Source organism: Streptomyces sp. GESEQ-4 (assembly GCF_017948455.1).
GTDB lineage: Bacteria > Actinomycetota > Actinomycetes > Streptomycetales > Streptomycetaceae > Streptomyces.
In genome coordinates, this window is the sequence record NZ_JAFFSU010000001.1 from 435,262 (window position 1) to 456,639 (window position 21,378).

Annotated in this window: 17 protein-coding genes; 13 read left to right on the plus strand and 4 right to left on the minus strand. The window is 70.7% G+C overall.

Annotated features, from left to right (window positions below; genetic code table 11):
* The first annotated feature begins 302 nt into the window (after positions 1-302).
* Positions 303-1,568 carry a DUF418 domain-containing protein gene (locus KCH48_RS01925; RefSeq protein WP_210569713.1) on the plus strand — a complete coding sequence of 422 codons (1,266 nt, stop codon included), beginning with the start codon at positions 303-305 and terminating at the stop codon, positions 1,566-1,568.
* Between the two features lie 62 nt (positions 1,569-1,630).
* Here KCH48_RS01925 and KCH48_RS01930 read toward each other — a convergent pair whose 3' ends face one another.
* Positions 1,631-4,321: a cellulosome protein gene (locus KCH48_RS01930; protein ID WP_210569714.1), complete on the minus strand. Its 2,691-nt coding sequence runs from the start codon at positions 4,319-4,321 to the stop codon at positions 1,631-1,633.
* Positions 4,322-4,632: 311 nt separating this feature from the next.
* Here KCH48_RS01930 and KCH48_RS01935 point away from each other — a divergent pair, with 311 nt between their 5' ends.
* The 6 genes from KCH48_RS01935 (at position 4,633) to KCH48_RS01960 (ending at position 11,353) form a co-directional block, all read left to right on the plus strand.
* Complete coding sequence (locus tag KCH48_RS01935) at positions 4,633-5,643, plus strand: LacI family DNA-binding transcriptional regulator (RefSeq protein ID WP_210569716.1); 1,011 nt, start codon at positions 4,633-4,635, stop codon at positions 5,641-5,643.
* A gap of 140 nt (positions 5,644-5,783) precedes the next feature.
* Positions 5,784-7,025 carry an extracellular solute-binding protein gene (locus KCH48_RS01940; protein WP_210569718.1) on the plus strand — a complete coding sequence of 414 codons (1,242 nt, stop codon included), beginning with the start codon at positions 5,784-5,786 and terminating at the stop codon, positions 7,023-7,025.
* 10 nt (positions 7,026-7,035) lie between these two features.
* Entirely contained in the window at positions 7,036-8,001 is a 966-nt protein-coding gene (locus tag KCH48_RS01945) for a carbohydrate ABC transporter permease (protein ID WP_210569720.1), read from the plus strand.
* Positions 7,998-8,819, plus strand: coding sequence for a carbohydrate ABC transporter permease (locus tag KCH48_RS01950; protein WP_210569722.1), 822 nt, complete (start codon positions 7,998-8,000; stop codon positions 8,817-8,819). Before KCH48_RS01945 ends, KCH48_RS01950 begins: the two co-directional genes overlap by 4 nt.
* 66 nt (positions 8,820-8,885) lie before the next feature.
* Positions 8,886-10,667: an amylo-alpha-1,6-glucosidase gene (locus KCH48_RS01955; RefSeq protein WP_210569724.1), complete on the plus strand. Its 1,782-nt coding sequence runs from the start codon at positions 8,886-8,888 to the stop codon at positions 10,665-10,667.
* Positions 10,668-10,708: 41 nt separating this feature from the next.
* Positions 10,709-11,353 carry a dihydrofolate reductase family protein gene (locus tag KCH48_RS01960; protein WP_210569726.1) on the plus strand — a complete coding sequence of 215 codons (645 nt, stop codon included), beginning with the start codon at positions 10,709-10,711 and terminating at the stop codon, positions 11,351-11,353.
* 27 nt (positions 11,354-11,380) lie between these two features.
* On the opposite strand, the gene KCH48_RS01965 is transcribed toward KCH48_RS01960, so the two are convergent.
* Positions 11,381-12,571, minus strand: a complete 1,191-nt coding sequence (locus KCH48_RS01965) for a sensor histidine kinase (protein ID WP_210569728.1) — start codon at positions 12,569-12,571, stop codon at positions 11,381-11,383.
* Positions 12,572-12,800: 229 nt separating this feature from the next.
* Here KCH48_RS01965 and KCH48_RS01970 point away from each other — a divergent pair, with 229 nt between their 5' ends.
* From KCH48_RS01970 to KCH48_RS01990, 5 genes are read left to right on the plus strand one after another with little or no spacing between them, the layout of a single operon-like run.
* Positions 12,801-12,989: a hypothetical protein gene (locus KCH48_RS01970; RefSeq protein ID WP_210569730.1), complete on the plus strand. Its 189-nt coding sequence runs from the start codon at positions 12,801-12,803 to the stop codon at positions 12,987-12,989.
* Positions 12,990-13,013: 24 nt separating this feature from the next.
* The gene (locus tag KCH48_RS01975) at positions 13,014-13,739 is read left to right on the plus strand and encodes a hypothetical protein (protein ID WP_210569732.1); all 726 of its coding nucleotides are present in this window, start codon (positions 13,014-13,016) and stop codon (positions 13,737-13,739) included.
* A complete protein-coding gene (locus tag KCH48_RS01980; RefSeq protein WP_210569734.1) occupies positions 13,736-14,701 on the plus strand; it encodes a hypothetical protein in 966 nt (321 codons plus the stop codon). The genes KCH48_RS01975 and KCH48_RS01980 overlap by 4 nt, the downstream gene beginning before the upstream one ends.
* Complete coding sequence (locus KCH48_RS01985; RefSeq protein WP_210569736.1) at positions 14,698-15,618, plus strand: hypothetical protein; 921 nt, start codon at positions 14,698-14,700, stop codon at positions 15,616-15,618. The genes KCH48_RS01980 and KCH48_RS01985 overlap by 4 nt, the downstream gene beginning before the upstream one ends.
* Entirely contained in the window at positions 15,615-16,730 is a 1,116-nt protein-coding gene (locus tag KCH48_RS01990; protein WP_210569743.1) for a serine hydrolase, read from the plus strand. Before KCH48_RS01985 ends, KCH48_RS01990 begins: the two co-directional genes overlap by 4 nt.
* A 47-nt stretch (positions 16,731-16,777) precedes the next feature.
* On the opposite strand, the gene KCH48_RS01995 is transcribed toward KCH48_RS01990, so the two are convergent.
* Positions 16,778-18,151 carry an alpha-lytic protease prodomain-containing protein gene (locus KCH48_RS01995; protein ID WP_210569746.1) on the minus strand — a complete coding sequence of 458 codons (1,374 nt, stop codon included), beginning with the start codon at positions 18,149-18,151 and terminating at the stop codon, positions 16,778-16,780.
* A 179-nt stretch (positions 18,152-18,330) separates the two neighbouring features.
* A complete protein-coding gene (locus KCH48_RS02000; protein WP_210569748.1) occupies positions 18,331-19,209 on the minus strand; it encodes a helix-turn-helix domain-containing protein in 879 nt (292 codons plus the stop codon).
* A 180-nt stretch (positions 19,210-19,389) separates the two neighbouring features.
* On the opposite strand from KCH48_RS02000, the gene KCH48_RS02005 reads away from it, so the two are divergent.
* Complete coding sequence (locus KCH48_RS02005; protein ID WP_210569749.1) at positions 19,390-21,327, plus strand: maleylacetate reductase and hydroxyquinol 1,2-dioxygenase domain-containing protein; 1,938 nt, start codon at positions 19,390-19,392, stop codon at positions 21,325-21,327.
* Positions 21,328-21,378 lie beyond the last annotated feature (51 nt).

Consider the following 21,378-nt stretch of genomic DNA (forward strand, 5'->3'; position numbering starts at 1 on the left):
CAGGGGTGCCGACCGCAGTGGCTGAATCACGGCAGCGCTGATCGCGCCCCTCGCTCAATGGGTTGAGGCGGTTGACTGCCACAGCCCGGGTTCGGGCCAATATGACGCGTTGCCGAGGCGCGTAACCAGGGGCTGTCACCCCCTGGCTGAGCAGCCGTCAGGTAGCTGAGAAACACAGGATCGGCCTCGGCCGTTGGTGCAACTTTGGTCGCGGCGCCCCGCCCCTGCTTCATCCCTTTGTCGGCCGCCGCGCGACCACCGATCGATATCGGGACGGGTCAGGACCTTCCTAGCGTGGGTCCATGACGATCACGAGCAAAGAGCAGCCGGTGCGGCGCGGAGGCGTACGGGCCGAGGAGCGGGCGCTCGCACCCGACCTCGCGCGCGGGTTCATGTTGTTGCTCATCGTCCTTTCCAACACGGCCTTCCACCTCTGGGCGGCGCGGGGCGGACCTGCGGGATGGCAGCCCGTGGACGGCTCGTGGCTCGACCACTCGGTGCAGTTCACCATGATCACCGTGCTGGACCTGCGGATCTATCCGCTCTTCGCGTTCCTCTTCGGCTACGGGATGATGCAGCTCTATCTGCGGCAGACGACCGCAGGCACCTCCGAGCGGGACACGGTCCGGATCCTGCGCAGGCGCAGTCTCTGGCTGATCGTCATCGGCCTGACGCACTCCGCTCTGCTGATGGCGGGCGACATCGTCGGCTACTACGGAGTGCTGAGCCTCGTCCTCGGCCTCGTCTTCCTGCGTCGAAGCGAACGCGCACTGAAGTGGTGGATCTGGATCGGCGGCGCCCAGATGGTGCTCCTGGCGCTGCAGCCGGTCGTATCGGCTCTGTTCCAGGGGGAGTTGGGGTCTCTCGGAGACGCCGCCGACGCGGATGCGGGCTACGTGGCGTACGCCGCGGAGGAGAAGAGCTGGCTCGACGCGGCCGGCACCCGCGTGTCCACCGGCCTGTTTGTCACCTCCGGCGGCCTGCTCGCGCTCGTCGGTGGCGGCTACGTCATCTTCCTGCTCGGGTTCTGGGCGGCCCGCCGCCGGGTTCTGGAGGAACCTGGGCTCCATCGGACCCTGCTGCGCCGCACGGCCGTCATCGGCATCACGGTCGGCTGGCTCGGCGCACTGCCCGCCGCGCTCGCCCACGTCGGGGCCCTCGACGTACCGGACGACGCGCAGAGCGAAACGGGAGCGCTCTACCTGCTCCGGGAACTCACGGGCAACGCCGCCGGACTCGGCTACGTCGCCGCTGTCGCCCTGTTCGCGCACTGGTGGACGAGCAGGAGGAGCCGACGGGGTTCAGCAGCCGTGGCGGCGGTCTCGGCGGTCGGCAAGCGGTCCCTGTCCTGCTACCTCGCGCACTCGCTGCTCTTCGCCCCGGTGCTGGCCGCCTGGGGCCTCGGGCTGGGCGAACACCTGACCAGCGCGACCATGGCGCTCTTCGCGGTCGGCGTCTGGCTGATCACTGTGGCGGGGGCGTACGCCCTTGAGCGGGCGGGGCGCCGAGGGCCGGTGGAGGTGGTGCTGCGGCGGCTAATGTACGGGACGCGGGGCCGGGCGGGGTGACGCGGCTGGGCTGGGACGCTGCGGACGGCCCGGGCCGGTGAGGGTCCGGGCCGTCCGTCGCGCTACTTCCCCGCGAGTGGTGTCACGGTGATGCGGTCGATGACCGGTGCGTACGGGGACCGCTGGTCGTACTGGTTGTAGGTGTCGCCGTTGAAGTCGGGCAGCTCCTGCGCGGTGAAGGTGAGCCGGTTCGTGCCCTTCTTCAGGGTGACCGGGACGGTCAGTTCCCAGAAGTTGTTGAAGTGGAAGGTCGTCGGGAACAGCACGCGGCGGGCCGCTCCGCCGTTGACCGAGAGGTCGGCGTGGCGGGCGATCGGGTCGGGGTTGTAGTGGGTGGCGGGTGCCTGTTCGGCGTTGGAGTAGCGGATGGTCACGGCGTGCCGGCCGGAACGTTCGGCGACGACGTCGAGGGAGAGCGCGTTGGCCTTGCCGTCGCCGATGTCCGTGACGGCCTTTCCAGCCGTGGCGAAGGTGTAGGCCTCAGTCACCTTGGCCGCACCCGTCAGAGCCCCGTCCTCCGCCTGGTACACCTTCGACGGCAGGGTGCCGCCGGAGGGCGTGACCTGGAGCCGGTCGAGGACGAGTTCACGGGAATCGCCGGTGACAGTGATCTTGTTGATGCCGCCGGACAGGAACATCCGGACGGTGTCCGTGCCCTTCTTGGCGCCGCCGATCCCGGGTACGTCGAGCTTCTCGCCGTTGAGCGACAGGCTCGCCCGGCCGCCGCCGAGGTGGCCGACGGACACGGTCGCCTCGCCGTCGGCGGGCGCGTGGACCCAGAAGGTGGCGGAGTCGCCCTTGCCGAGCGGCACCGCGCCGGGGCCCGAGGCACCGCGGTAGGTGTAGTCGGGCCGGGAGCCGGACAGCGTGGCGTACTCGGCCTCGTAGACCGCCGGTGCGGTCACGTGCTCGTCGCGCAGCGCCAGGTCGACCTTGTCGATGATGGCGTCGCCCTTGGTGACGCCCAGATCCGCGTCCTTCGCGGCGAGGGTGATGCGGTGTTTGCCGGCGGTCAGCTTCACGGTGGTGTCGGTGTGGCCCCAGACCACCCACTTGTAGCCGAGGGGCAGTCGTAGCTCCTGCGGGTCCTTGTCGTCGACGCGCAGGAAGACGTTGGTGGGCCCCTGCTCCTTCACCAGGTCATACAGGTTGTAGGAGTTGGCGAACACGCTCAGGTCGTAGGTGCCGTCCTTCGGTACGTCCACGTCGAAGGCGAGCACCCCGTCGGAGCCGGTGCGCAGCCCGCCGACGTTGTAGGCGCCGGAGGTCGCGAACTTGCCGACGTCCTGCGGGGAACCCTCGGGCCCGTTCTTCGAGTAGCCGCCGCCGGTGTAGGTGGCGTTCTCCGCCTCGTACGTCTTCCGCCAGCTGACGGAGGGTTCGGCCGGTGCGCCGCCGTCGCCGCCGGGGGAGAGGATGACCTGGTACGCCGACATCTCGTTCATGCCGGTCATGGGGAGGGTGACGGTGCCGTCGGCGCCGACCGTGAGCTCCTGGTCGGCGAGTCGAAGGGGCTGGGCCGAGTCGCCGACCTGTCCGGTCCACGGGATTTCCTGGACGGTGGCGTGCACGGTCGTACCGAACAGCGTGGGGTCGACGTTCTTGAAGACGACGTCCGCGTCACCGCTCTTGCCGCCGAAGATCGCCCGGGACTGCCTCTTGTCCTCGTCCAGCGTGGCGACGCCCTGGAGGGTGTACTGCTCGTTGGGGTGCGGGGCGGTCACCTCGACGGTGTGGCCGGACATCTGGCCGTAGGCGTTGAACAGCCACCACTGGCCGTTGCCCTTGTTGGCCTCGACGGCCGAGTCGTTGAGGTTGCCGTCGATGTTCCAGTAGGCCAGGTCGGCGTCGATCTTGGACTCCTCGATGGCGGAGACCCACTGGACGACCTGACCCGGTACGGAGAGGTGGTAGTTGTGGCCGTACTCGTTGACGTTGATCGGCAGTGGGCCGACGCCGACGTCCTTCTCCATCTGCCGGTACTTGGCCACGTTCGTGCGGACCGCGGCGGGCGACGACAGCTCGTGCCAGGTCATCACGTCCGGCACCACGTCGTTGGCCTTCGTGTACCGGAGGAAGTCCTTGACCTGGCTGTAGAGGACGCTGGTGTTGGGGCCGGCGATCCGAGCGTCCGGGTCGAGGCCCTTGATGAGGTGGTAGACCTCCTTCCAGGCCGCGAAGTACTCCTTCGGGTCGTCCAGCCAGGAGACCTTGTCATAGCTCCATTCGCCGGTGCCGAACATGTTCCCTTCGGGTTCGTTGAAGGGGACGTAGACGACGTTGTCCTTGTAGTCGCCCATGGTCAGGACCTGATGGACCTGCTTCTTGATCTTCGCCTTGAAGTCGGCGAGCCGCGCCGGACCGTCCGCGCCCGGCCACTGGTACGGGAATCCGCGGTAGATGTCGGTCATGTAGATGTAGACGTCCTTGCCGCCGGAGTCCACGAATGACGGCAGGACCTCCAGGGCGTCCGCTCCCGGGTGCTGGGGCCCGTCCTGCGCCTTCGTCGAGACGGTGCGGACGTGCATGCCCTCGAGGACGTTGCGGCTGGGCACACCGTCGCCGTAGATCCCGTACAGCGAGCCGGAGGCGCCACCGTGGAAGGCGCCGGTGTCGGTGCCGAGGTCGATGGTGAGCTGCTCCGGTTCCGCCGCGCTCGCGGCACCGGCGGCGGGTACGGCCAGTAGGGCGGCGAGGGCTGCTACGGCGGTGGCACCGGCGGCTGCTGTTCTTGTGCTGCGTTTGCGTCGCACTGAGGTCTCCGTGGGGGTGATCCGTCCCGTCCATGACGTGAACCGGTTCGAGCGGTGGTGAGCTGGACGGGCCCGGAACGGCATGGCCCAGCTCGGGCGGACGCGGCGGCTGTGAGCGGCTCGGTCGAACCGGTTCGCCGGAAGCTAGCACCGCCGGAAACAGAGCAGCAATACCTCCGACGCGGATTGGGCGGCGGTTTCCCGGAGTTGTGCGCAAGGCATTGACAGCGTCTCCGGGCACTCCTAGCTTCCGTCAAGCGAACCGGTTCGACAATCGGCTCGCTTGCGAACCGGATCGACGAAGGAGTGCCGTGAACATCGGGGAGATCGCCGAACGGGCCGGTGTCTCGCGGAGCACCGTGTCCTACGCGCTGAGTGGCAAGCGCCCCGTGTCGGAGGAGACGCGTCGCAAGATCCAGCGGGTCATCGACGAACTGGGCTACCGGCCCAACGCGAGCGCCCGTGCCCTGGCCAACGGCCGGACCAGCACCCTCGGTCTGGTATTCCCGCCCGCCGGCAACCACTACACCGGCATGCAACTCGACTTCATCGGCAGCGTGGTGGAAGCGGCGGCGGCCTACGACTACGACGTGCTGCTCTCCCCGAGCGGCGCGGACAGCGACCGCTCGTTCCAGCGGCTGCTGGCCGAGCGGCGGGTCGACGGCGCGATCCTGATGGAGATCAGGCTCCAGGACGACCGCGTCGACCACCTGGCCGCCCTGGACTTTCCCTCCGTGGCCATCGGCCGCACCGCGCATCCGGAGCGCGGCTGGTGGGTCGGCCTGGACCACACCGCGCTGGCGGCAGCCTGCGTGCACCACCTCGCGGACCTCGGCCACCGCAGGATCGCCTTCGTCAACCGGCCCGAGCACCTGCTCCGCGCGGGGTACGAGTCGGCGCACCGCGGTCTGGACGGCTTCACCAAGGCGGCGGCGGAGCGCGGGCTCACCGTGCGGACGTACTGCTGCGGGGACGATGCCGCGTCGGGCCAGGCGTGCGTGGAACGGATCCTGCACGACGACCCGGCCACCACGGCACTGGTCACCCTGAACGAGGCCGCGCTGGGCGGTCTCTACCGGGGCCTGGCCGTGGCGGGCCGCCATGTGCCGCGCGACTTCTCCGTCACCGGAGTCGTGGCCGGCCGGTGGGCGGAGACGGTGACCCCGCAGCTCACCGCGGCGGACGTGCCGGCGGCACAGATGGGAAGTCTGGCCGTCGACCTGCTGGTCGAGCAGCTCGGCGCTCCCGACTCGGCACCGCGCCACCACCTGCTCACGCCGCCCATCTCGCTGCGGGCCAGCACCGGACCCGCCCACGTCTGACCGGACCCCCGGTTCCGGCTCGAACGCCCGATTCCAGCCCCTCGTACACCTGCCTCGGCCCGCTTGCCCGGCCGCCTCCTCGGCATGCCCTTGCCTAAAACACGTCGGCATGCCCTGCCGAATACACAAAGGAACGCGCCATGAACGGATCCACCGGACGGCGGCTCACCGCCGCGGCCCTGACCGTCGTCGCCGTCGTCAGCGGCACCACCGCGTGCTCGTCGGACGGCAGTTCGTCCGCGAAGGGGGACGACAGCGGCACGTACACCATCTGGGACCCCTACCCACAGTTCGCCAAGGGCTCGGCGTGGGCGAAACTGCTCGACGGCTGCGGCAGCAAGGCCGGCGTGAAGATCAAGCGGACCGCGTTCGACACCAGTGACCTGACCAACAAGGTGCTCCTGGCGGCGCAGCAGGACAACTCGCCGGATGTGCTCATCGTCGACAACCCCGTGGTGTCGACCCTGGCCGAGGCGGGCGTGCTCACCACCACCGACGACACCAAGCTGGACACCTCGAAGGCCGACCCCAACCTGCTCGCGGCAGGCCAGGCGGGCGGCAAGACCTACGGAACGCCGATCGGCGCCAACACCCTTGCCCTCTACTACAACAAGGACGTCCTCAAGGCGGCCGGGGTCGACATCGCGTCGGTCAAGGACTGGACAACGCTGACGGCGGCGCTGGAGAAGGTGAAGAAGGCCGGGAAGAAGGGCATCACGTTCTCCGCGATCGGCACCGAGGAGGGCAGCTTCCAGTTCCTGCCCTGGTTCTGGGGCTCGGGCGCGCAGCTCACCGAACTCGACTCCGCCCAGGGCGTGTCGGCGCTGTCCCTGTGGACCGACTGGCTGGAAAAGAAGTACGCCCCCAACTCGGTGCTCAACAACACCCAGACCACCAGCTGGCAGGAGTTCGCCGGCGGCGACTACGCGTTCGCCGAGAACGGCACCTGGCAGCTCGCCAACGCGGAGAAGGCCGGCTTCGACTACGGCGTCCTGCCCATCCCGGCGTCCGGCGGGGGCAACGCGGCGGCCCCGACCGGCGGCGAGTTCGTCACCGTCCCCGTCCAGGGCGACACCGGCCGCTACACCACCGCACAGAAGCTGGCGACCTGCCTGACCAGCACCGACAACCTCTACGAGACCGACACCACCCTGTCCTACGTCGCCCCCACCACCGAGGTGCAGGACAAGCAGATCGCGGCCAATGCCGAGTTGAAGCCCTGGGTCGAGGCGGTCAAGGCGGCCAAGGGCCGCACCAGCGACGACCTCGGCACCAAGTACCCCAAGATCTCCGAGCAGTTGTGGAAGGCGGTCCAGTCCGCCCTGAGCGGGTCCAAGTCACCCAAGGACGCCCTCACTTCGGCGCAGGCCGCGGTCAAGTGACGTGGGGCCGATGAAGCAGCTCACCCATCCGCCGGAGCGTCCCCCGGCGCTCGACCACCAAGGAGCACCCGCTCCCCACCCGCCACGCCGGCGACCTGCCTCCCAGCAGTGGGCCGCCTGGGCCTTCCTCGCCCCCGTCACCGCCTACCTCGCCCTGTTCTACGCCTATCCCCTCTACCGCAACCTCGATCTGAGCCTGCGTAACTACACCGTCCGCTCCTTCGTCCAGGGCGACGCCCCCTTCACCGGCCTCGCCAACTACCGCACCGTCTTCGACGATCCGACCTTCACCCCCGCCCTGCTGCACACCGTGGTGTTCACCGCCGTGTGCCTGGCCTTCCAGTACGCCATCGGCCTGGCCCTGGCGGTCTTCTTCAACCAGCACTTCCGGCTGTCGGCGACCCTGCGCGCCCTGTTCCTGGTGCCGTGGCTGCTGCCGCTCATCGTGTCGGCCTCCACCTGGTCGTGGATGCTCAACAGCGAATCGGGCGTCGTCAACACCGCCCTGAACGTGTTCGGCATCGGCCCGGTGAACTGGCTGACGTCACCGGAGTGGTCACTGACCTCGGTGATCATCGCGAACATCTGGATCGGCGTGCCGTTCAACCTGGTCGTGCTCTACAGCGGCCTGCAGTCGATCCCCGCTTCGCTGTACGAGGCGGCCGCCCTCGACGGCGCGAACGCCTGGCGCCGGTTCTGGAGCATCACCTTCCCGCTGCTGCGCCCGGTGTCCGCGATCACCCTGCTGCTGGGCCTGGTCTACACGCTCAAGGTCTTCGACATCATCTGGATCATGACCAAGGGCGGCCCGGCCGACTCCTCCACCACCTTCGCCACCTGGTCCTACCAGCTCGGCTTCGGCAACCTGCTGCCCGCCTTCGGCCCCGGCGCGGCCGTCGGCAACCTGCTCGTCGTCGCCGCCCTCGTCTTCGGCCTGGTGTACCTCAGGGTCCAGCGAAAGCAGTACGCCTCATGATCACCGCACGGAACACCTGGTGGAAGACAGCCACCGGCCTGCTCCTGACCGCGCTCATGCTCTTCCCGGTCTACTGGATGCTGAATGTGTCCTTCACCCGCGACGAGGACATGCGCAAGAGCCCGCCCGACCTGTTCCCGGTCAACGGCACCCTGGCCGGCTACCGGACCGTCCTGAACGACCAGTTGCCCTACCTCGCCACCAGCCTCGTCATCGGCCTCGGCACCGTCGTCCTGACCGTCGCCCTCGCCGCACCCGCCGGCTACGCCCTGGCCAAGCTGCGCCCGCGCGGCGGCGGTGTCCTCAGCTTCCTCTTCCTGGTCGCCCAGATGATCCCCGGCATCATCATGGCGATGGGCTTCTACGCCATCTACCTCAGCCTCGGGCTCCTGCAGTCGGTGCCAGGCCTGATCGTCGCGGACTCCACACTCGCTGTCCCCTTCGCGGTGCTGATCTTCACCGCGTTCATGTCGGGCATCCCGGAGGAACTGCTCCAGGCCGCGAAGACGGACGGGGCCGGACCCCTGCGCACCTTCTGGTCGATCGTGCTGCCCATGAGCCGCAACGCCGTCGTCACCGTGTCGCTGTTCGCGTTCCTGTGGTCCTGGTCCGACTTCGTCTTTGCCAGCACTCTCGCGAACGGCGGCACCCACGAACCGATCACCCTCGGCATCTACCACTACATCGGCAACAACAACCAGGAATGGAACGCCATCATGGCCACCGCCGTCGTGGCCTCGCTGCCCGCCACGGTGATCCTCGTCCTCGCCCAGCGCTACATCGCCGCCGGCGTCACCGCCGGAGCCGTGAAGGACTGACCCCTCCGCGCTCCGTCGGCCAACTCCGCTGCCGACCAACCCTGCTGAAGAATCGAGTAACTCCGCATGACCGCCGCCCGATCCGGCCCGGCCTTCTCCCTCCATGACATCCCGTTCAGCACGCATGGCTCCTGGTTCGGTATCTCCCCTGTGCTGGCGGAGAAGACGTACGCCGACGACCTCCACCTCGTCTCCCACCAGAACGGCATGCACCCCGTCCTGCGCTTCGTCCCCCTCGACGCCACCACGGGGGAGCGGGCCGAGACCAGTGTCACGGCGACGCCGAGTCTCCTCAGCTGGGCCCACGGGGGAGGGCGGATCGACCTCGCCTACGAGTCGCCGGACACCGTACGCCTGCGCGGGGAAGGAACGAGCCTGCGCATCACGGCGGCGGCGTCGACACTGACGCCGTTCACGGGGACGTACTTCTACCGGGATCCGGTGGACGGGGCGCACGTCTTCACGTCGTACGAGACCGGCCGCCGCTACCGGGTCACCGTGCTGTCGGGCGTCGTGCGGGGTGCCACTGGCAGTCAAGCCCTGGGCCACGCCGATCGCGGTCTCACCATCAGCGCGGAGGCCGGGGGCATTTGGGAGGCCGCGGTCGAGGAACTCGACACCGCACGCGGCCCCGTCACAGACCGGACGACGTTCAGCGAGGTCGTCACCGCGGCGGAGCAGGACTTCGCGGCCTTCGCCGACGCGGTGGCCCCCTGGCGCTCGCCCGGCACCGCGGCAGCCGAACTCGCCGTGTACGTCCTGTGGTCAGCGACCGTGGCGCCGACAGGCCTGGTCACGCGACCCGCGGTGCTGATGTCCAAACACTGGATGGACAAGGTCTGGAGCTGGGACCACTGCTTCAACGCCCTCGCCCTGGCCCCCGGAGCGCCCGCCCTCGCCCGGGACCAGTTCGCGCTGCCCTTCGACCACCAGGACGAGAGCGGCGCCCTGCCCGACTCGGTCACCCACTCGGAAGTCCTCCGCAACTTCGTGAAACCACCCATCCACGGCTGGACCTTCAGCCACCTGCGCAGACGCCTCAGCGAACCCCTCGATCGAACCGAACTCGCCGAGATCTACGACAGACTGGAGCGCTGGACGGACTTCTGGCTCACCGCACGCCGCGCACCGGGGGCCGCCCTGCCCCACTACCAGCACGGCAACGACAGCGGCTGGGACAACGCCACCACCTTCGACGCCGAGCAGGTGATCGTCAGTGCCGACCTCGCCGCGTTTCTCGTCCTGCAACTGCGCGAACTCGCCGCCCTGGCGAAGGAACTCGGTTTCGCCGGCGACGCGCGGCAGTGGACACGTAGCGCGGAGGACGTCCAGGCGGCCCTGTTCGACGAACTCTGGACGGGGGAGCGGTTCGTCGCCCGCGGCGTGGACAGCGGCGACACCAGGAGCAGCTCCAGCCTGCTCGACCTGATGCCGATCGTTCTGGGCGAGCACCTGCCCGAGCACATCGCCAAGAGCCTGGCCGCACGCATCGAGGCCCACCTGACCCCCTATGGACTGGCCACCGAACTCCCCACCTCCCCGCACTACCGCCCTGACGGCTACTGGCGCGGCCCCATCTGGGCACCCGCCACCGTCCTCATCGAGGACGGCCTGCGCCGCAGCGGCCACCAGCGCCTGGCCGACGAGATAAGCGCCCGCTTCCGCGGCCTGTGCGAAACCAACGGGTTCGCGGAGAACTTCGACGCCTTGACCGGTACGGGCCTGCGCGACCGCGCCTACACCTGGACCGCCGCCGGCTACCTCCTCCTCGCCGAAGCTCACGAACACCGGCTGAAGAAATTCCGCGAGACTGTCGATCCGGCCGTCTCCCGTTCGACGCAGGGGTGAGAGGCGGGGAAGGCCCGCCCGGCGACGGCACAGGAGAGCACATGGATCAGCTGCTGAGAGTCCAGAACTTCAACGTCTCGAGCGACGGAGTGGGCGCCGGCGTGGACCAGAGCTTCGAGAGCCCGTTCGGCCTTCCCGATGCCGCGAGGCTGTTCTCCTGGGCCGGTGCCACGGCGAGCTGGCCCAACCGCACCGACCCTGGGGGCAGTCGGGGCCTCGACGACTACTTCACTCGGGACTTCGCATCCAACATCGGCGCCGAGATCATGGGCCGCAACAAGTTCGGCCCCCAGCGCGGGCCCTGGCACGACCATGAGTGGCTCGGCTGGTGGGGTGACGAACCCCCGTTCCACACGCCGGTGTTCGTCATGACACACCACAAGCGTCCGTCGTTCACCCTCTCCGACACGACGTGCCACTTCGTCGACGGCGACCCGGCCACGGTCCTGGAGCAGGCCCGCGAGGCGGCGCAGGGCAAGGACGTCCGGCTCGGCGGCGGGGTCACCACCATCCGGCAGTTCCTCGACGCGGACCTCGTCGACACGATGCATGTGGCGGTCTCGCCGGTGAAGCTCGGCTCAGGAATTCGACTTTGGGAGTCCCCCGATGAACTGCTCGACCGGTTCCACCTGGACGTCGTGCCCAGCCCGAGCGGCGTGACGCACCATCTGTTCTGGCGCAAGTGACACTTCCGGCCACTCCCGGACACTCCCTCAGGATCTCCCCGCCGAGAACACCGCCCGCACCTCCCACCCCACGCCGCCCCGCGGTCCGGCCTCCAGTTCGCCGCCCAGTGCGGTGACCCGCTCCTTCAGGCCGACGAGACCAAAGCCGCCACCGTGGGCGGCGGCCGGGAGTTGAGTGCCGCCGCGGCCGTCGTCCGCCACCGACACCACCAGGCGATCGGTGTCGGTGTCGTATCGCAGGCGGACCTCGATGTGCGTGGCGTCGGCCGCGTGCCGGCGGATGTTGGTGAGGGCCTCCTGGACGACCCGGAAGGCCGCGGCCTGCACCTCGTGGGGGAGGGCGTCGGGGGACAGGGCGGGGTCGCGGTGCAGGGCGACCTGCTGGCCCGGCGTCGCGAAGCCCTCGACCAGTTCCGTGATGCCCGCGAGGTCGCCGACCGGACGGCGGTCGGCCGCCTCGGCACCGGTGTCACGCAGCACGCCGACGGTGCGGCGCATCGAGGCGAGGGCCTCGGTCGCGGCGCGTTCGATGCCGGCCAGGACGGGGTCCAGGTCCTGTGGCTGAGTGGTCGCCATCATGCGGGCCACCTGGGTCTGCACGAGGATGCCCGTCACGTGGTGGGCGACGAAGTCGTGCAGGTCGGCGGCGATGGCCAGGCGTTCGCTGCGGCGGGTGTCGCTGACGGCGACGGTGCGGCGGTAGTCCAGCGAGCGCAGATAGCCCGCGAACCCCGCGACGAGGCCGATCAGCAGCAGCCCGATGACCTGCATGCCCTGCACCTCGCTGCTCAGCGCCGCGTCGCCGCGTACCGGCAGGATGAGCAGCGCGCCCGCGTCGAGGGTGCCGCACACCACGGCCCAGCGCGGCGGGCAGTGCCGTACGGCGATGAAGAGCAGGCACAGCAGGGTCAAGATCTCGCCCGGACCGAGCATGACCTCGCCCCGGACCAGCAGCGAAGCGGCTGTGAGGAGGGCCGAGGCGAGAGCGGGCACGGCGGTGCGCACCTGCGGCGTGAGCCACTTGGGCCGCCGCCCGGCCGGCCACAGCACGGCGGCCAGCCCGACGAGCACCACGGCCAGGGTCGGCCAGACGGGGCCCGCCGTCGGCAGGATGCTCGTCCCGTCGGAGCCCGCGAAGAGCACGTCGACGACACATGCGGCGACCAGGACACCGACGGCGAGGCCGCGGACGCAGCCCTGGGCGGAAACGGAGTTCATGCCGATCACCGTAGGCCGAACCCCCGGCAGCGGGATCGGCCGAATGACCGAGGGACCTGCCGCTGACGCCGACCTTATGACCGAGGCGCACTGCCCCAACCAGCCCTAGGCGTACGCCCCCCAAAATGTTGAAGAAGTGACGTATAGCCACACCTGGGAAAAGATGCGTGCTCTGTGACTCTGTGGTGATCTGGGTTGTGGAGGGGGTGAACCCAGAGGAGATGGTGATATGCCTTCCACTGACAAGGCGTTCAAGGAAATCACGGGCGTCCCGAGCATCGACATCGAGGCGGCGCTCGACCCCGCGGAGCCCGACGGTGTCTTCCGCGACAGCCGGGAGTGCGCCGCTCTGGCGCTGCTTTCCGCCGACACCAAGCTGCTGCTGTCCCCGCCGACCCCTCGCCCCAAGAAGGGCTGAGCGGACCGACGGGAGCAGCTGAGCATGGAGCAGTCAGGCGCTACGACCCTCTTGCAGGGCGCGGTGCAGGACGTTGCGTCGGACGTGGTCTCCGCCCTGCGGGGCGGGGACCACGTGCGAGTGTCCGGCACCGAGGCCGTCGACGGCCATGGGGGAAGCCTCGCGTTCGCCGCCGTACGCGTGTTGGGAGCGGATCTGCTGCTGCCGCACGTCCTCTTCCGCACCCCGCCCGTTCCCGAGACCCTCACCGTGTTCCGGGAGACCGTGGAGGCCTTTCCGCCCCGCGCGGACGCGGCTCCCACCGTCCTGTGGAGCCACTGGGCCATGAGTCGCACGCTACGGCGGTTCGACTCGCCCCAATCCGGCCCGCCCCCGACCGGCCCGCCCGGCACGGACGCGACCGCGGAACCCGACGCCCGCTGGCTCGACGAGGCGACCTGGCAGGTGCTGACGCACCAACTCGCCGTCCTGGCCCCGCTCGCGGTGCCCGGCGGTGACTGCGCGGTGGCGCGCGCGGCCCGGCGCCGCACGGTCGACGTGGCCCGGGGCTTCGTACGGGCGGTGCGCCGCAGGGACTGGCAGCAGGCGGCCGGTGCCGGACGCTGGCTGACCCTGCTCGAAGACGTACCGGACGCACTCGGCCTCGAAGCGGGGCTGGACTTCGTGGAACTGATGGGCGGCACCGACCCCCGTGTGGCCCTCCAGGCACAGGCGGCACGCGTCATACGGGCCGCCGGAGCGCTCGTATGACGGCGATGGACGTCGACAAGATCCGGGAAGTGGCAGCGGGCGCCTTCGCCTGGCTGTCCGCGCACCGCGGCGACTTCACGCTGGGGGAGGACGCACTCACCGCGGACGGCCATGTGGACGCCACCTGGAAACCCCTCGGGGAACTCGCCCAGACCTGCGTGAGCGTACGCGCGCACACCCCGCCGTCGGACCCTCTGCACGCGTGCGCCTCCGACCTGTTGGGGTTCGCGTGGCAGCAGACCGGGCGGGGCGAGCTGTTCCTACGGCTCCAGGCGCTGGAGCCCTTCGCGACGTATCCCCTGGAGGTCTACTCCGTCTTCGCCTCGGCCGGACTGCGGCACTCCGGGTACGAGGCCGCCGCCGCGACGACGGCCCGCACGCGGGGCTGGCGGCTGACCGAGCAGGAACCGACCCGCCGGCTCGGCGTCCTGAAGGCCGAACACCGCAGCGGCATCCACCGGCCGGAACAGGACCCGCGGTTACTGCGCCGGACCTGGCTGGGCGGACTGCCGGAACCCTGGACGTTCGAGCGCTCCTCGGGGTACGCGCTCACCCACGTCGTCTTCCACCTCACCGACTGGGGCCGCACCCCCGAGGGCGTCCCCGCGGACGTGGCCGCCTATCTCGCAGACTGGCTGCCCGCCTGGCTCGACACCTGCCTGGACGCTGGGATGTGGGACCTCAGTTGCGAGCTGCTGATCGTCGCCGCGAGCCTCCCGTCCCCGCCCGACCCCGGGACCCTGCAGCACGCCTGGCCGCGGATCGCGCGGGCGCAGCACGCCTCGGGCGCGCTCCCGGAGCAGGGCCCGCGGGGCGACGGCGAAGCGGATACGGAGCCGGACTTCCGCCGCTGTTACCACTCCACGCTGATGGCCGCGTTCGCGGCGGCACAGACCCTCAAGTGCCTTACAGGCGAGGGCGGTATGCACCACGGGTACGAGGAACAAGGAGCGCCTGGATGACCGACACCCGTCTGATACACACCGTCGGCGTCCGCGCCCTGGAGTGGCTGTGGGCCCATCGCGACGGATTCCGCCTGGAGCCCGACGTCGATCCGGAAGTGGGCTTCCTGGAGCGTTTCAAACCGGTCGGCGAACTGGCCCTGATCTGCCGGGTGTTGTTCCGCGAGGGGGTGGCCGGATCGCAGCAGGCCGAGCTGGCGCGCAAGCTCGTGGACCACACCTGGCGGCACACGCTGGACGGCGGCCGCATGCTGGTCCGGGGGCAGCGCATCGAGCCGCTCTCGCCCATCCCGTTCGAGGTGTACCTCCCGTATAAGGAACTCGGGTACAGCGAACCCGAGGTGGAGCGCGCCACCGTCCTCTACCACCGGCTCGACAGCTGGGCGGCCCTCGAACTCGACCCGACCCGACGCCTCGGACTGGCCGCGTTCCAGCGCCGCTTCGGCCTCACACCCAGCCCGCCCGAAGCGGACCTCGTCGGCGCCACCTGGCTGGCCCGCACGCCCGAGCCCTGGACGGTCAGCGGGCACATCGCCTACGACGTCACCCACGCGGTGTTCCACCTCACCGACTGGGGAGAGCACCCCGACGGCCTGCCCCCGGACATCGCCGACTACCTCGCCATGTGGCTGCCGGCCTGGATCGACGACTGGCTGGACCTGAAGCGCTGGGACCTGCTCGGTGAACTCCTCGTCGTCGACGCCTGTCTACCCCGCCCCACCCTGGACGCACGGGCATGGGAGGGCTTCGCCGCCGCACAGCAGCCCGACGGTTCCATGCCCGCCTTCGGGAAAATGCCGGAGGGCGATCCGGACGAGGTGTTCGACCTCGTCTACCACCCGACGCTGGTCGCCGCCTTCGCGTCCGTGCTGGCCACCTCCCGCGCCCTCACCGAGCTGGCGCACGCCACCCCATGACCGGCCGCTCCACGCCCTGGCCGGGCGGCGCCGACGACAGTGACCAGGACGGCAGGGGTGGCACCCTCGGCAGCGACCAGGACGGCACGGGCGCCCCCCTCGGCAGCGACGACCCGGTGCGGGAGCGGCTGGAGAGCGCCGTCCACGCCGTCGACGCGCCCGACACCGTCTTCGCCGTGTCCCGGGCCGGTCGCCGCACCCTGCACTGCGGCGGCACGGCCCCGCCCCCGCCGGTCCCCCGCGAAGACCTGCGGTACGAGATCGGGTCGGCGTCCAAGACGTTCACGGGACTGCTGCTGGCCCAGCTCATCCAGCGCGGCCTGCTGACCGGCGGCGAACCGGCCGCCGCCTGCCTGGACCCGGCCCGGCGGACCGAGCCGGCCCCGGTGACGCTCGCCCACCTCATCACGCACACCGCCGGACTGCCCACCCTGCCGGCCGACTTCTACGTACGGGCGCTGCCCGCCTGGCGCACCAACCCCTACGGCCGCTATCCCGCCGAGCGCGTGACCCGGGCGTTCCTGCGACACCGCCCCCGGCACCGGCCCGGCACCCGGTGGGAGTACTCCAACTTCGGCGTCGCCGTGCTCGGCCACGCCCTCGCCGCGGTCACGGGCACGGCCTGGGGCGAGCTGCTCGGCGCGCACATACTGCGTCCGCTCGGCCTGAGCGGCACCGCTCTGCGGCCGGAGGACCCGAAGACCGACGCCGTCGGACACGGCAAGGACGGCCGCACCCGCACCGCCCCCTTCGACGCGGGCGGCTTCCAAGCGGCCGGTGCCGTCCGCGCCACCCCGCACGACCTGCTGACCTTCCTCGAAGCCCACCTCGACCCGGCCGACTCCCCGCTGGCCGGCGCACTGCGGGCGGTGCGCACGCCCCTGCTGCGACGCGGTCTGGGACATCGGCACACGCACACGATGGCGTGGTTCCGGCATCCCACGAACGGCGGACCGATGTACTTCCACAGCGGGGCGACCCTCGGCCAACAGGCATTCCTCGGCTTCAGGCCCGACACCGGCACGGCCCTGGTCGCGCTGTGCACCCGCCGGTTCCGCGCCCGCGACTCCTTCGTCGCCACCGCGTACGCGCTCCTCGCGGAGGAGCAGTAGACGACGTCGGGTGCGGGGACCGTGCTCCCGCACCCGACGTCGTACGACTACAGCTTCTGCCAAAGGGCCGGAGTGGCGCTCGGCGACCACACGCCCTGCGCCTGGTGGGTCTGCAGGCAGAGGTAGCGCGCACCGGAGTGGGTCACCGTGGTGCCGGCCTCGTAGACGCGGCCGGCGGCCCATGCGCCCTGCACCGCGTTGTCCTGCTGACCGGGCGGCAGGGCCTCGGCGGACGCGGTCTTCAGGACGAGGCCGAAGTCCTTGAGGATCGGGTTGACCGGCTGGTAGTAAGTGGTCCCGCCGCTCGTGCAGTCGCCCGAGCCGCCGGAGGTCACGCCCTGTGCCTGGCTGCCGGAGGCGAAGGGGCCGCCGGAGTCGCCCGGCTCGGCGCACACGTTGGTCTTGGTGACGCCGTCGACCTTGCCCTGGGAGTAGTCGACACTCGTGTCGTGCTGCTGGATGGTGCCGCAGTGCCATCCGGTGGTGGAGCCGGAGCGGCAGACCGACGCCCCGACGAGCGCCTGGACCGAGCCGGTGATCTCCGTCTTCTCGCCGCCCTCGCCCTTGACGTCGGGTGTGGCGGTCCAGGCGGTGTTGGCGGCGACCCAGGACATGTCCTTGCCGGGGAACGTGGAGGCCTTGAACGTGCCCTGGTCGGCCTTGTTGTAGCCGGTGGTCTTGTCGCCCGGGTCGCCGCAGTGGCCGGCCGAGGCGAAGCCCTGCTGTGTGCCCTTGGTGACGGAGAAGCCGACGGAGCAGCGGGCCGTGGTCCCGATGTAGTAGGCGTCGCCGCCGACGATGTCCGCCAGCAGCCGTGGCCGCGCCGACGACACGCGGACGCCGACGTTCTGGCCCTGGACGCCGGCCGCCTTGATGAAGGCGGTGGCGGCCGACTGCCTGACCGCCTCGACGACGACCCGGTTCGCCGGTACGTCGACGTACCAGACCGGTGTGTCCCGCGTCGTGACGCGGGTGGCGGCCGTGTCCAGCTTCTCCTTGACGGCCTGCAGTTCGCGCAACGTCCGCTTGACGACCGCGGCCTTCGCGCCCTGGGCCCGGATCAGGGACACGTCGGCGGCCCGCGTGGTCGCGACGGTGAGCTCGGCGGCGGTCGCCCCCCGCACCCAGGCCCCCGCGAAGCGCTCGCCCAGGGCGCTGCGGAGACGGCCCGCACGGACGCCCGCCTCCGCCTCGTTGACCAGCCGCTCGGCCGCCTGACCCGGCGTCAGCCCGAGGTCACGCTGCAGCGCACGCAGCACCGCCGCCGAGGGCCGGTCGGCACCGACCGTCTGCGCGGCGCTGGACCCGGGCGCCGGCTTCGGGGGCTCGGCCGCCGCGGTCGAGGTGATCCCCGTGAGGGTGAGAATCCCGAGAGCGGTCAGGGCGGTGCGGCGACCGGCCGCGGCATGTCTGCCGATCATGCGATGTACCTCCATCGAGTACGGGTGAGAATGCGACGGAGTCAAGGCGTTCACGGAAAGACATGAGTTCATGTCAACGGCGCTGATTTTTCGCGCTTTGGGGGACGTCGAGCGTGCCATGTGCGCTATGCGGGCCGCACGCGAACCAGAGGAGAGGGAGGCGTCGCCGTTGCGGACGGTCAGCCCGCGCGGCGCAGCGCCGCCGGTGTCGTACCGAGGTGGGAGCGGAGCACCCGGGTCAGGTGCTCCTGGTGGGAGAAGCCGCACGCGGCCGCCACCTGCGCGATCGGCAGGGTGCCCGCACGCAGCAGCCGGGCCGCCTGCTCCACCCGCAGCCGCACGAGATACCGGTGCGGAGGGCACCCGGTGCGGGCCTTGAACCGCCGGGCGAACTGGCTGACGCTCAGCCCGGCGGCCGATGCGAGGTCCGCCAGCGAGAGCGGCTCGGAGAGCCGGGCGTCGAGAAGTTCCCGGACGGCCGCGAACTGCCGGTCGTCGAGCCCCACTTGCCGCACCGGCGCCTCGGCGTCGAGCTGCCGCACACTGTGTCTCCGGCCCAGCTGCGCCGCGGTCATGAGGGCGAGTTGGTCCGCGTAGACGGCCCCGCTGGGCTCCCAGCGCCGTACGACTCCGTCGAGCGCGAGCACGAGCTGTTCCAGCAGCGGGTCCGTGGTGCCGAACTCCTCCTTCAGCCGCACGGTCCGCTCGTCGTCCGCCGTCGCCTGGAGCGCGGCGTCCGAGAGGTAGACGTGCACCGTGTTGAGGTGGCCGCCGAGTTCCACGTCCAGCTCGGTGGCGGCCGGATGCAGGAACAGTCCGCCGGGGGGCACCTGCCGGGCGGCGGTCAGTCCCCGGCGTCCGCGCCGGACGGTCACGGGTCCGTCCAGGTGCAGGATCAGCAGATGGCTGTCGGCTCCGGGGAAGGCGTCCCGGTACGGCACCTCCCGCTGCGTCGACACGAACAGCCGCTCCCAGCCGAGCCCCGCGCTGCTGCGGACGGGACGCACACCCGGCCGCGCCAGGATGCCGTGGGTGTCACCGAGTCCCATCTCGCCCATACGGCCCTCCTTCGCGCCCCGGTCAGTCTCCCGGTCCGGCGCTCACGTGGGCAAGCGGCGATGGAGGTCGCCGTTTTCGTGCAGCGGGATGCGGCGATTGTGCAGGCGCGACGCGCCACCGGGTACGGATACTGCCGCAGACGCCCCGACCCCCACAGAGCACAGCTGGAGAGCGGCCTCATGAGGAGTTTCGTCCATACGGCCGGACCGAGCCGGGTGATCTTCGGTGCGGGCACCCTGGACCGGGTGCGCGAGGAGGCCGAGCGGCTCGGCGGGTCGCGGGTCATGCTCCTGTCGGGCGGGTCACGGGCCCTGCGCAAGGACACCGAACGGCTCCGTGGAGTCCTGAGCGAGCTGGTGACGGCCGAGTTCGCGGGCGCGGCCATGCACACGCCCGTCGAGGTGACCGAGCAGGCCCTGCGGCTGCTGCGGGACCGGAGCGTGGACTGCCTGGTGGCGATCGGCGGCGGCTCGACGACCGGCCTCGCGAAGGCGCTGGCGGTTCGCACGGATCTGCCCCAGGTGATCGTGCCGACCACGTACGCCGGGTCCGAGGTCACCCCCGTGCTCGGCGAGACCGTCGACGGCCGCAAGACCACCCGCTCCGCGCCCGCGATCCTGCCCGAAACGGTCGTGTACGACGTCGAGCTCACCCTCGGACTGCCCGTCCCGGCGACCGTGACCAGCGGCATCAACGCCCTGGCCCACGCCGTGGAGGCCCTCTACGCGCCGGACGCCACTCCGGTCACCGACGCCATGGCCGCGGAGGCGGTCACCGCCATCGGCCGTGCGCTCCCCGCCCTCCACGACGACCCGACCGACGGGGAGGCACGGGCCGAGCTGCTGCAGGCCGCCTGGCTGGCGGGCATGTGCCTGGGGGCCGTGGGCATGGGACTGCACCACAAGCTCTGCCACACACTGGGCGGCGCCTTCGGCCTGCCGCACGCCGAGACCCACACGGTGGTCCTCCCGCACGCGATGGCGTACAACGCGCCCGCCGCCCCGGAGGCGATGGAGCGCGTCGCACGCGCCCTGGGCGTGCCCGACGCCCCCGCGGGCGTCTTCGACCTGATCCACCGGGTCGGCGGCCCCACCTCCCTCCGGGAACTCGGCCTGTCCGAGTCCGACCTGGACCGCGCGGCGGAACTGGCCACCGCACAGCCGTACCCCAACCCGCGCGAACTGACCCGCACCGGACTCGACGGCCTGCTGCACAGCGCCTGGCAGGGCCGCCGCCCCGAAGGGCCTCCCGACCTGCGTCCGCTCACCGAAGAGGTCGAGGCGAGCTTCGCCGGCTGCGAGAACCCGCGCCTCAGGCAGCTCCTGACCGATCTCGCCCGCACCCTCCACGCCTACACGATCCGCAACGACCTCACCCCGCGGGAGTGGCAGTCCGCGATCGACTTCCTCACCGAGGCCGGTCACATCACCACCGACACCAGGCAGGAGTTCATCCTGCTCTCCGACACCCTCGGCGTGTCCAGCGTGGTCGACGCGCTCACCAACTCCCGTACGCCCGACACCACTTCGTCGGCGATCCTCGGCCCCTTCTACGTGGCCGGGCCGCCCGCAGCCGAGCACGGCAGCGACATCGCGGGGGACCTCACCGGCACACCGCTGTGGGCGGACATCCGGGTCACCGACCGCGAGGGCGCACCGGTCCCCGGCGCCGTCGTGGACGTGTGGCAGTCCAACGAGGAGGGCTTCTACGACGTCCAACTCCCGGAGCTGGACGGGCCGGTGCTGCGCGCCCGGTTCACCACCGACGAGGACGGGCGGTTCACGTTCTGGTCGATCCTCCCGTCCGAGTACCCGATCCCGGACGACGGGCCGGTGGGCAGGATGCTCTCCGCGGTGGGCCGCCACCCCTACCGCGCACCGCACGTCCACTTCCTCATCGACGCCCCCGGACACCAGCCCCTGATCACCCAGCTGTTCGTCCGCGGCGGCGCCTACCTCGACGGCGCCCCCGGGCAGCGCGACGCGGTCTTCGGCGTCAAGGACGACCTGATCACGGACTTCGTCCCGCGCACCGGCCCCACACCCGACGGCCGGCCGGTCGAGGGCGAGTGGCGGCTGCTCGAGTTCACGTTCCACATCGCGCGCCTCGGCGACTGAACAGCCACTGAACAGCCTTTTCTCTCACGGTTTTTGACGAAGCTTCACGGA

Excerpts from the sequence above, each read along its gene's own strand:
- KCH48_RS01925 (WP_210569713.1), top strand. The coding sequence starts at position 303 with ATGACGATCACGAGCAAAGAGCAGCCGGTGCGGCGCGGAGGCGTACGG.
- KCH48_RS01940 (WP_210569718.1), top strand. The coding sequence starts at position 5,784 with ATGAACGGATCCACCGGACGGCGGCTCACCGCCGCGGCCCTGACCGTC.
- KCH48_RS01945 (WP_210569720.1), top strand. The coding sequence starts at position 7,036 with ATGAAGCAGCTCACCCATCCGCCGGAGCGTCCCCCGGCGCTCGACCAC.
- KCH48_RS01950 (WP_210569722.1), top strand. The coding sequence starts at position 7,998 with ATGATCACCGCACGGAACACCTGGTGGAAGACAGCCACCGGCCTGCTC.
- KCH48_RS01955 (WP_210569724.1), top strand. The coding sequence starts at position 8,886 with ATGACCGCCGCCCGATCCGGCCCGGCCTTCTCCCTCCATGACATCCCG.
- KCH48_RS01960 (WP_210569726.1), top strand. The coding sequence starts at position 10,709 with ATGGATCAGCTGCTGAGAGTCCAGAACTTCAACGTCTCGAGCGACGGA.
- KCH48_RS01965 (WP_210569728.1), bottom strand. The coding sequence starts at position 12,571 with ATGAACTCCGTTTCCGCCCAGGGCTGCGTCCGCGGCCTCGCCGTCGGT.
- KCH48_RS01970 (WP_210569730.1), top strand. The coding sequence starts at position 12,801 with ATGCCTTCCACTGACAAGGCGTTCAAGGAAATCACGGGCGTCCCGAGC.
- KCH48_RS01975 (WP_210569732.1), top strand. The coding sequence starts at position 13,014 with ATGGAGCAGTCAGGCGCTACGACCCTCTTGCAGGGCGCGGTGCAGGAC.
- KCH48_RS01980 (WP_210569734.1), top strand. The coding sequence starts at position 13,736 with ATGACGGCGATGGACGTCGACAAGATCCGGGAAGTGGCAGCGGGCGCC.
- KCH48_RS01985 (WP_210569736.1), top strand. The coding sequence starts at position 14,698 with ATGACCGACACCCGTCTGATACACACCGTCGGCGTCCGCGCCCTGGAG.
- KCH48_RS01990 (WP_210569743.1), top strand. The coding sequence starts at position 15,615 with ATGACCGGCCGCTCCACGCCCTGGCCGGGCGGCGCCGACGACAGTGAC.
- KCH48_RS01995 (WP_210569746.1), bottom strand. The coding sequence starts at position 18,151 with ATGATCGGCAGACATGCCGCGGCCGGTCGCCGCACCGCCCTGACCGCT.
- KCH48_RS02000 (WP_210569748.1), bottom strand. The coding sequence starts at position 19,209 with ATGGGCGAGATGGGACTCGGTGACACCCACGGCATCCTGGCGCGGCCG.
- KCH48_RS02005 (WP_210569749.1), top strand. The coding sequence starts at position 19,390 with ATGAGGAGTTTCGTCCATACGGCCGGACCGAGCCGGGTGATCTTCGGT.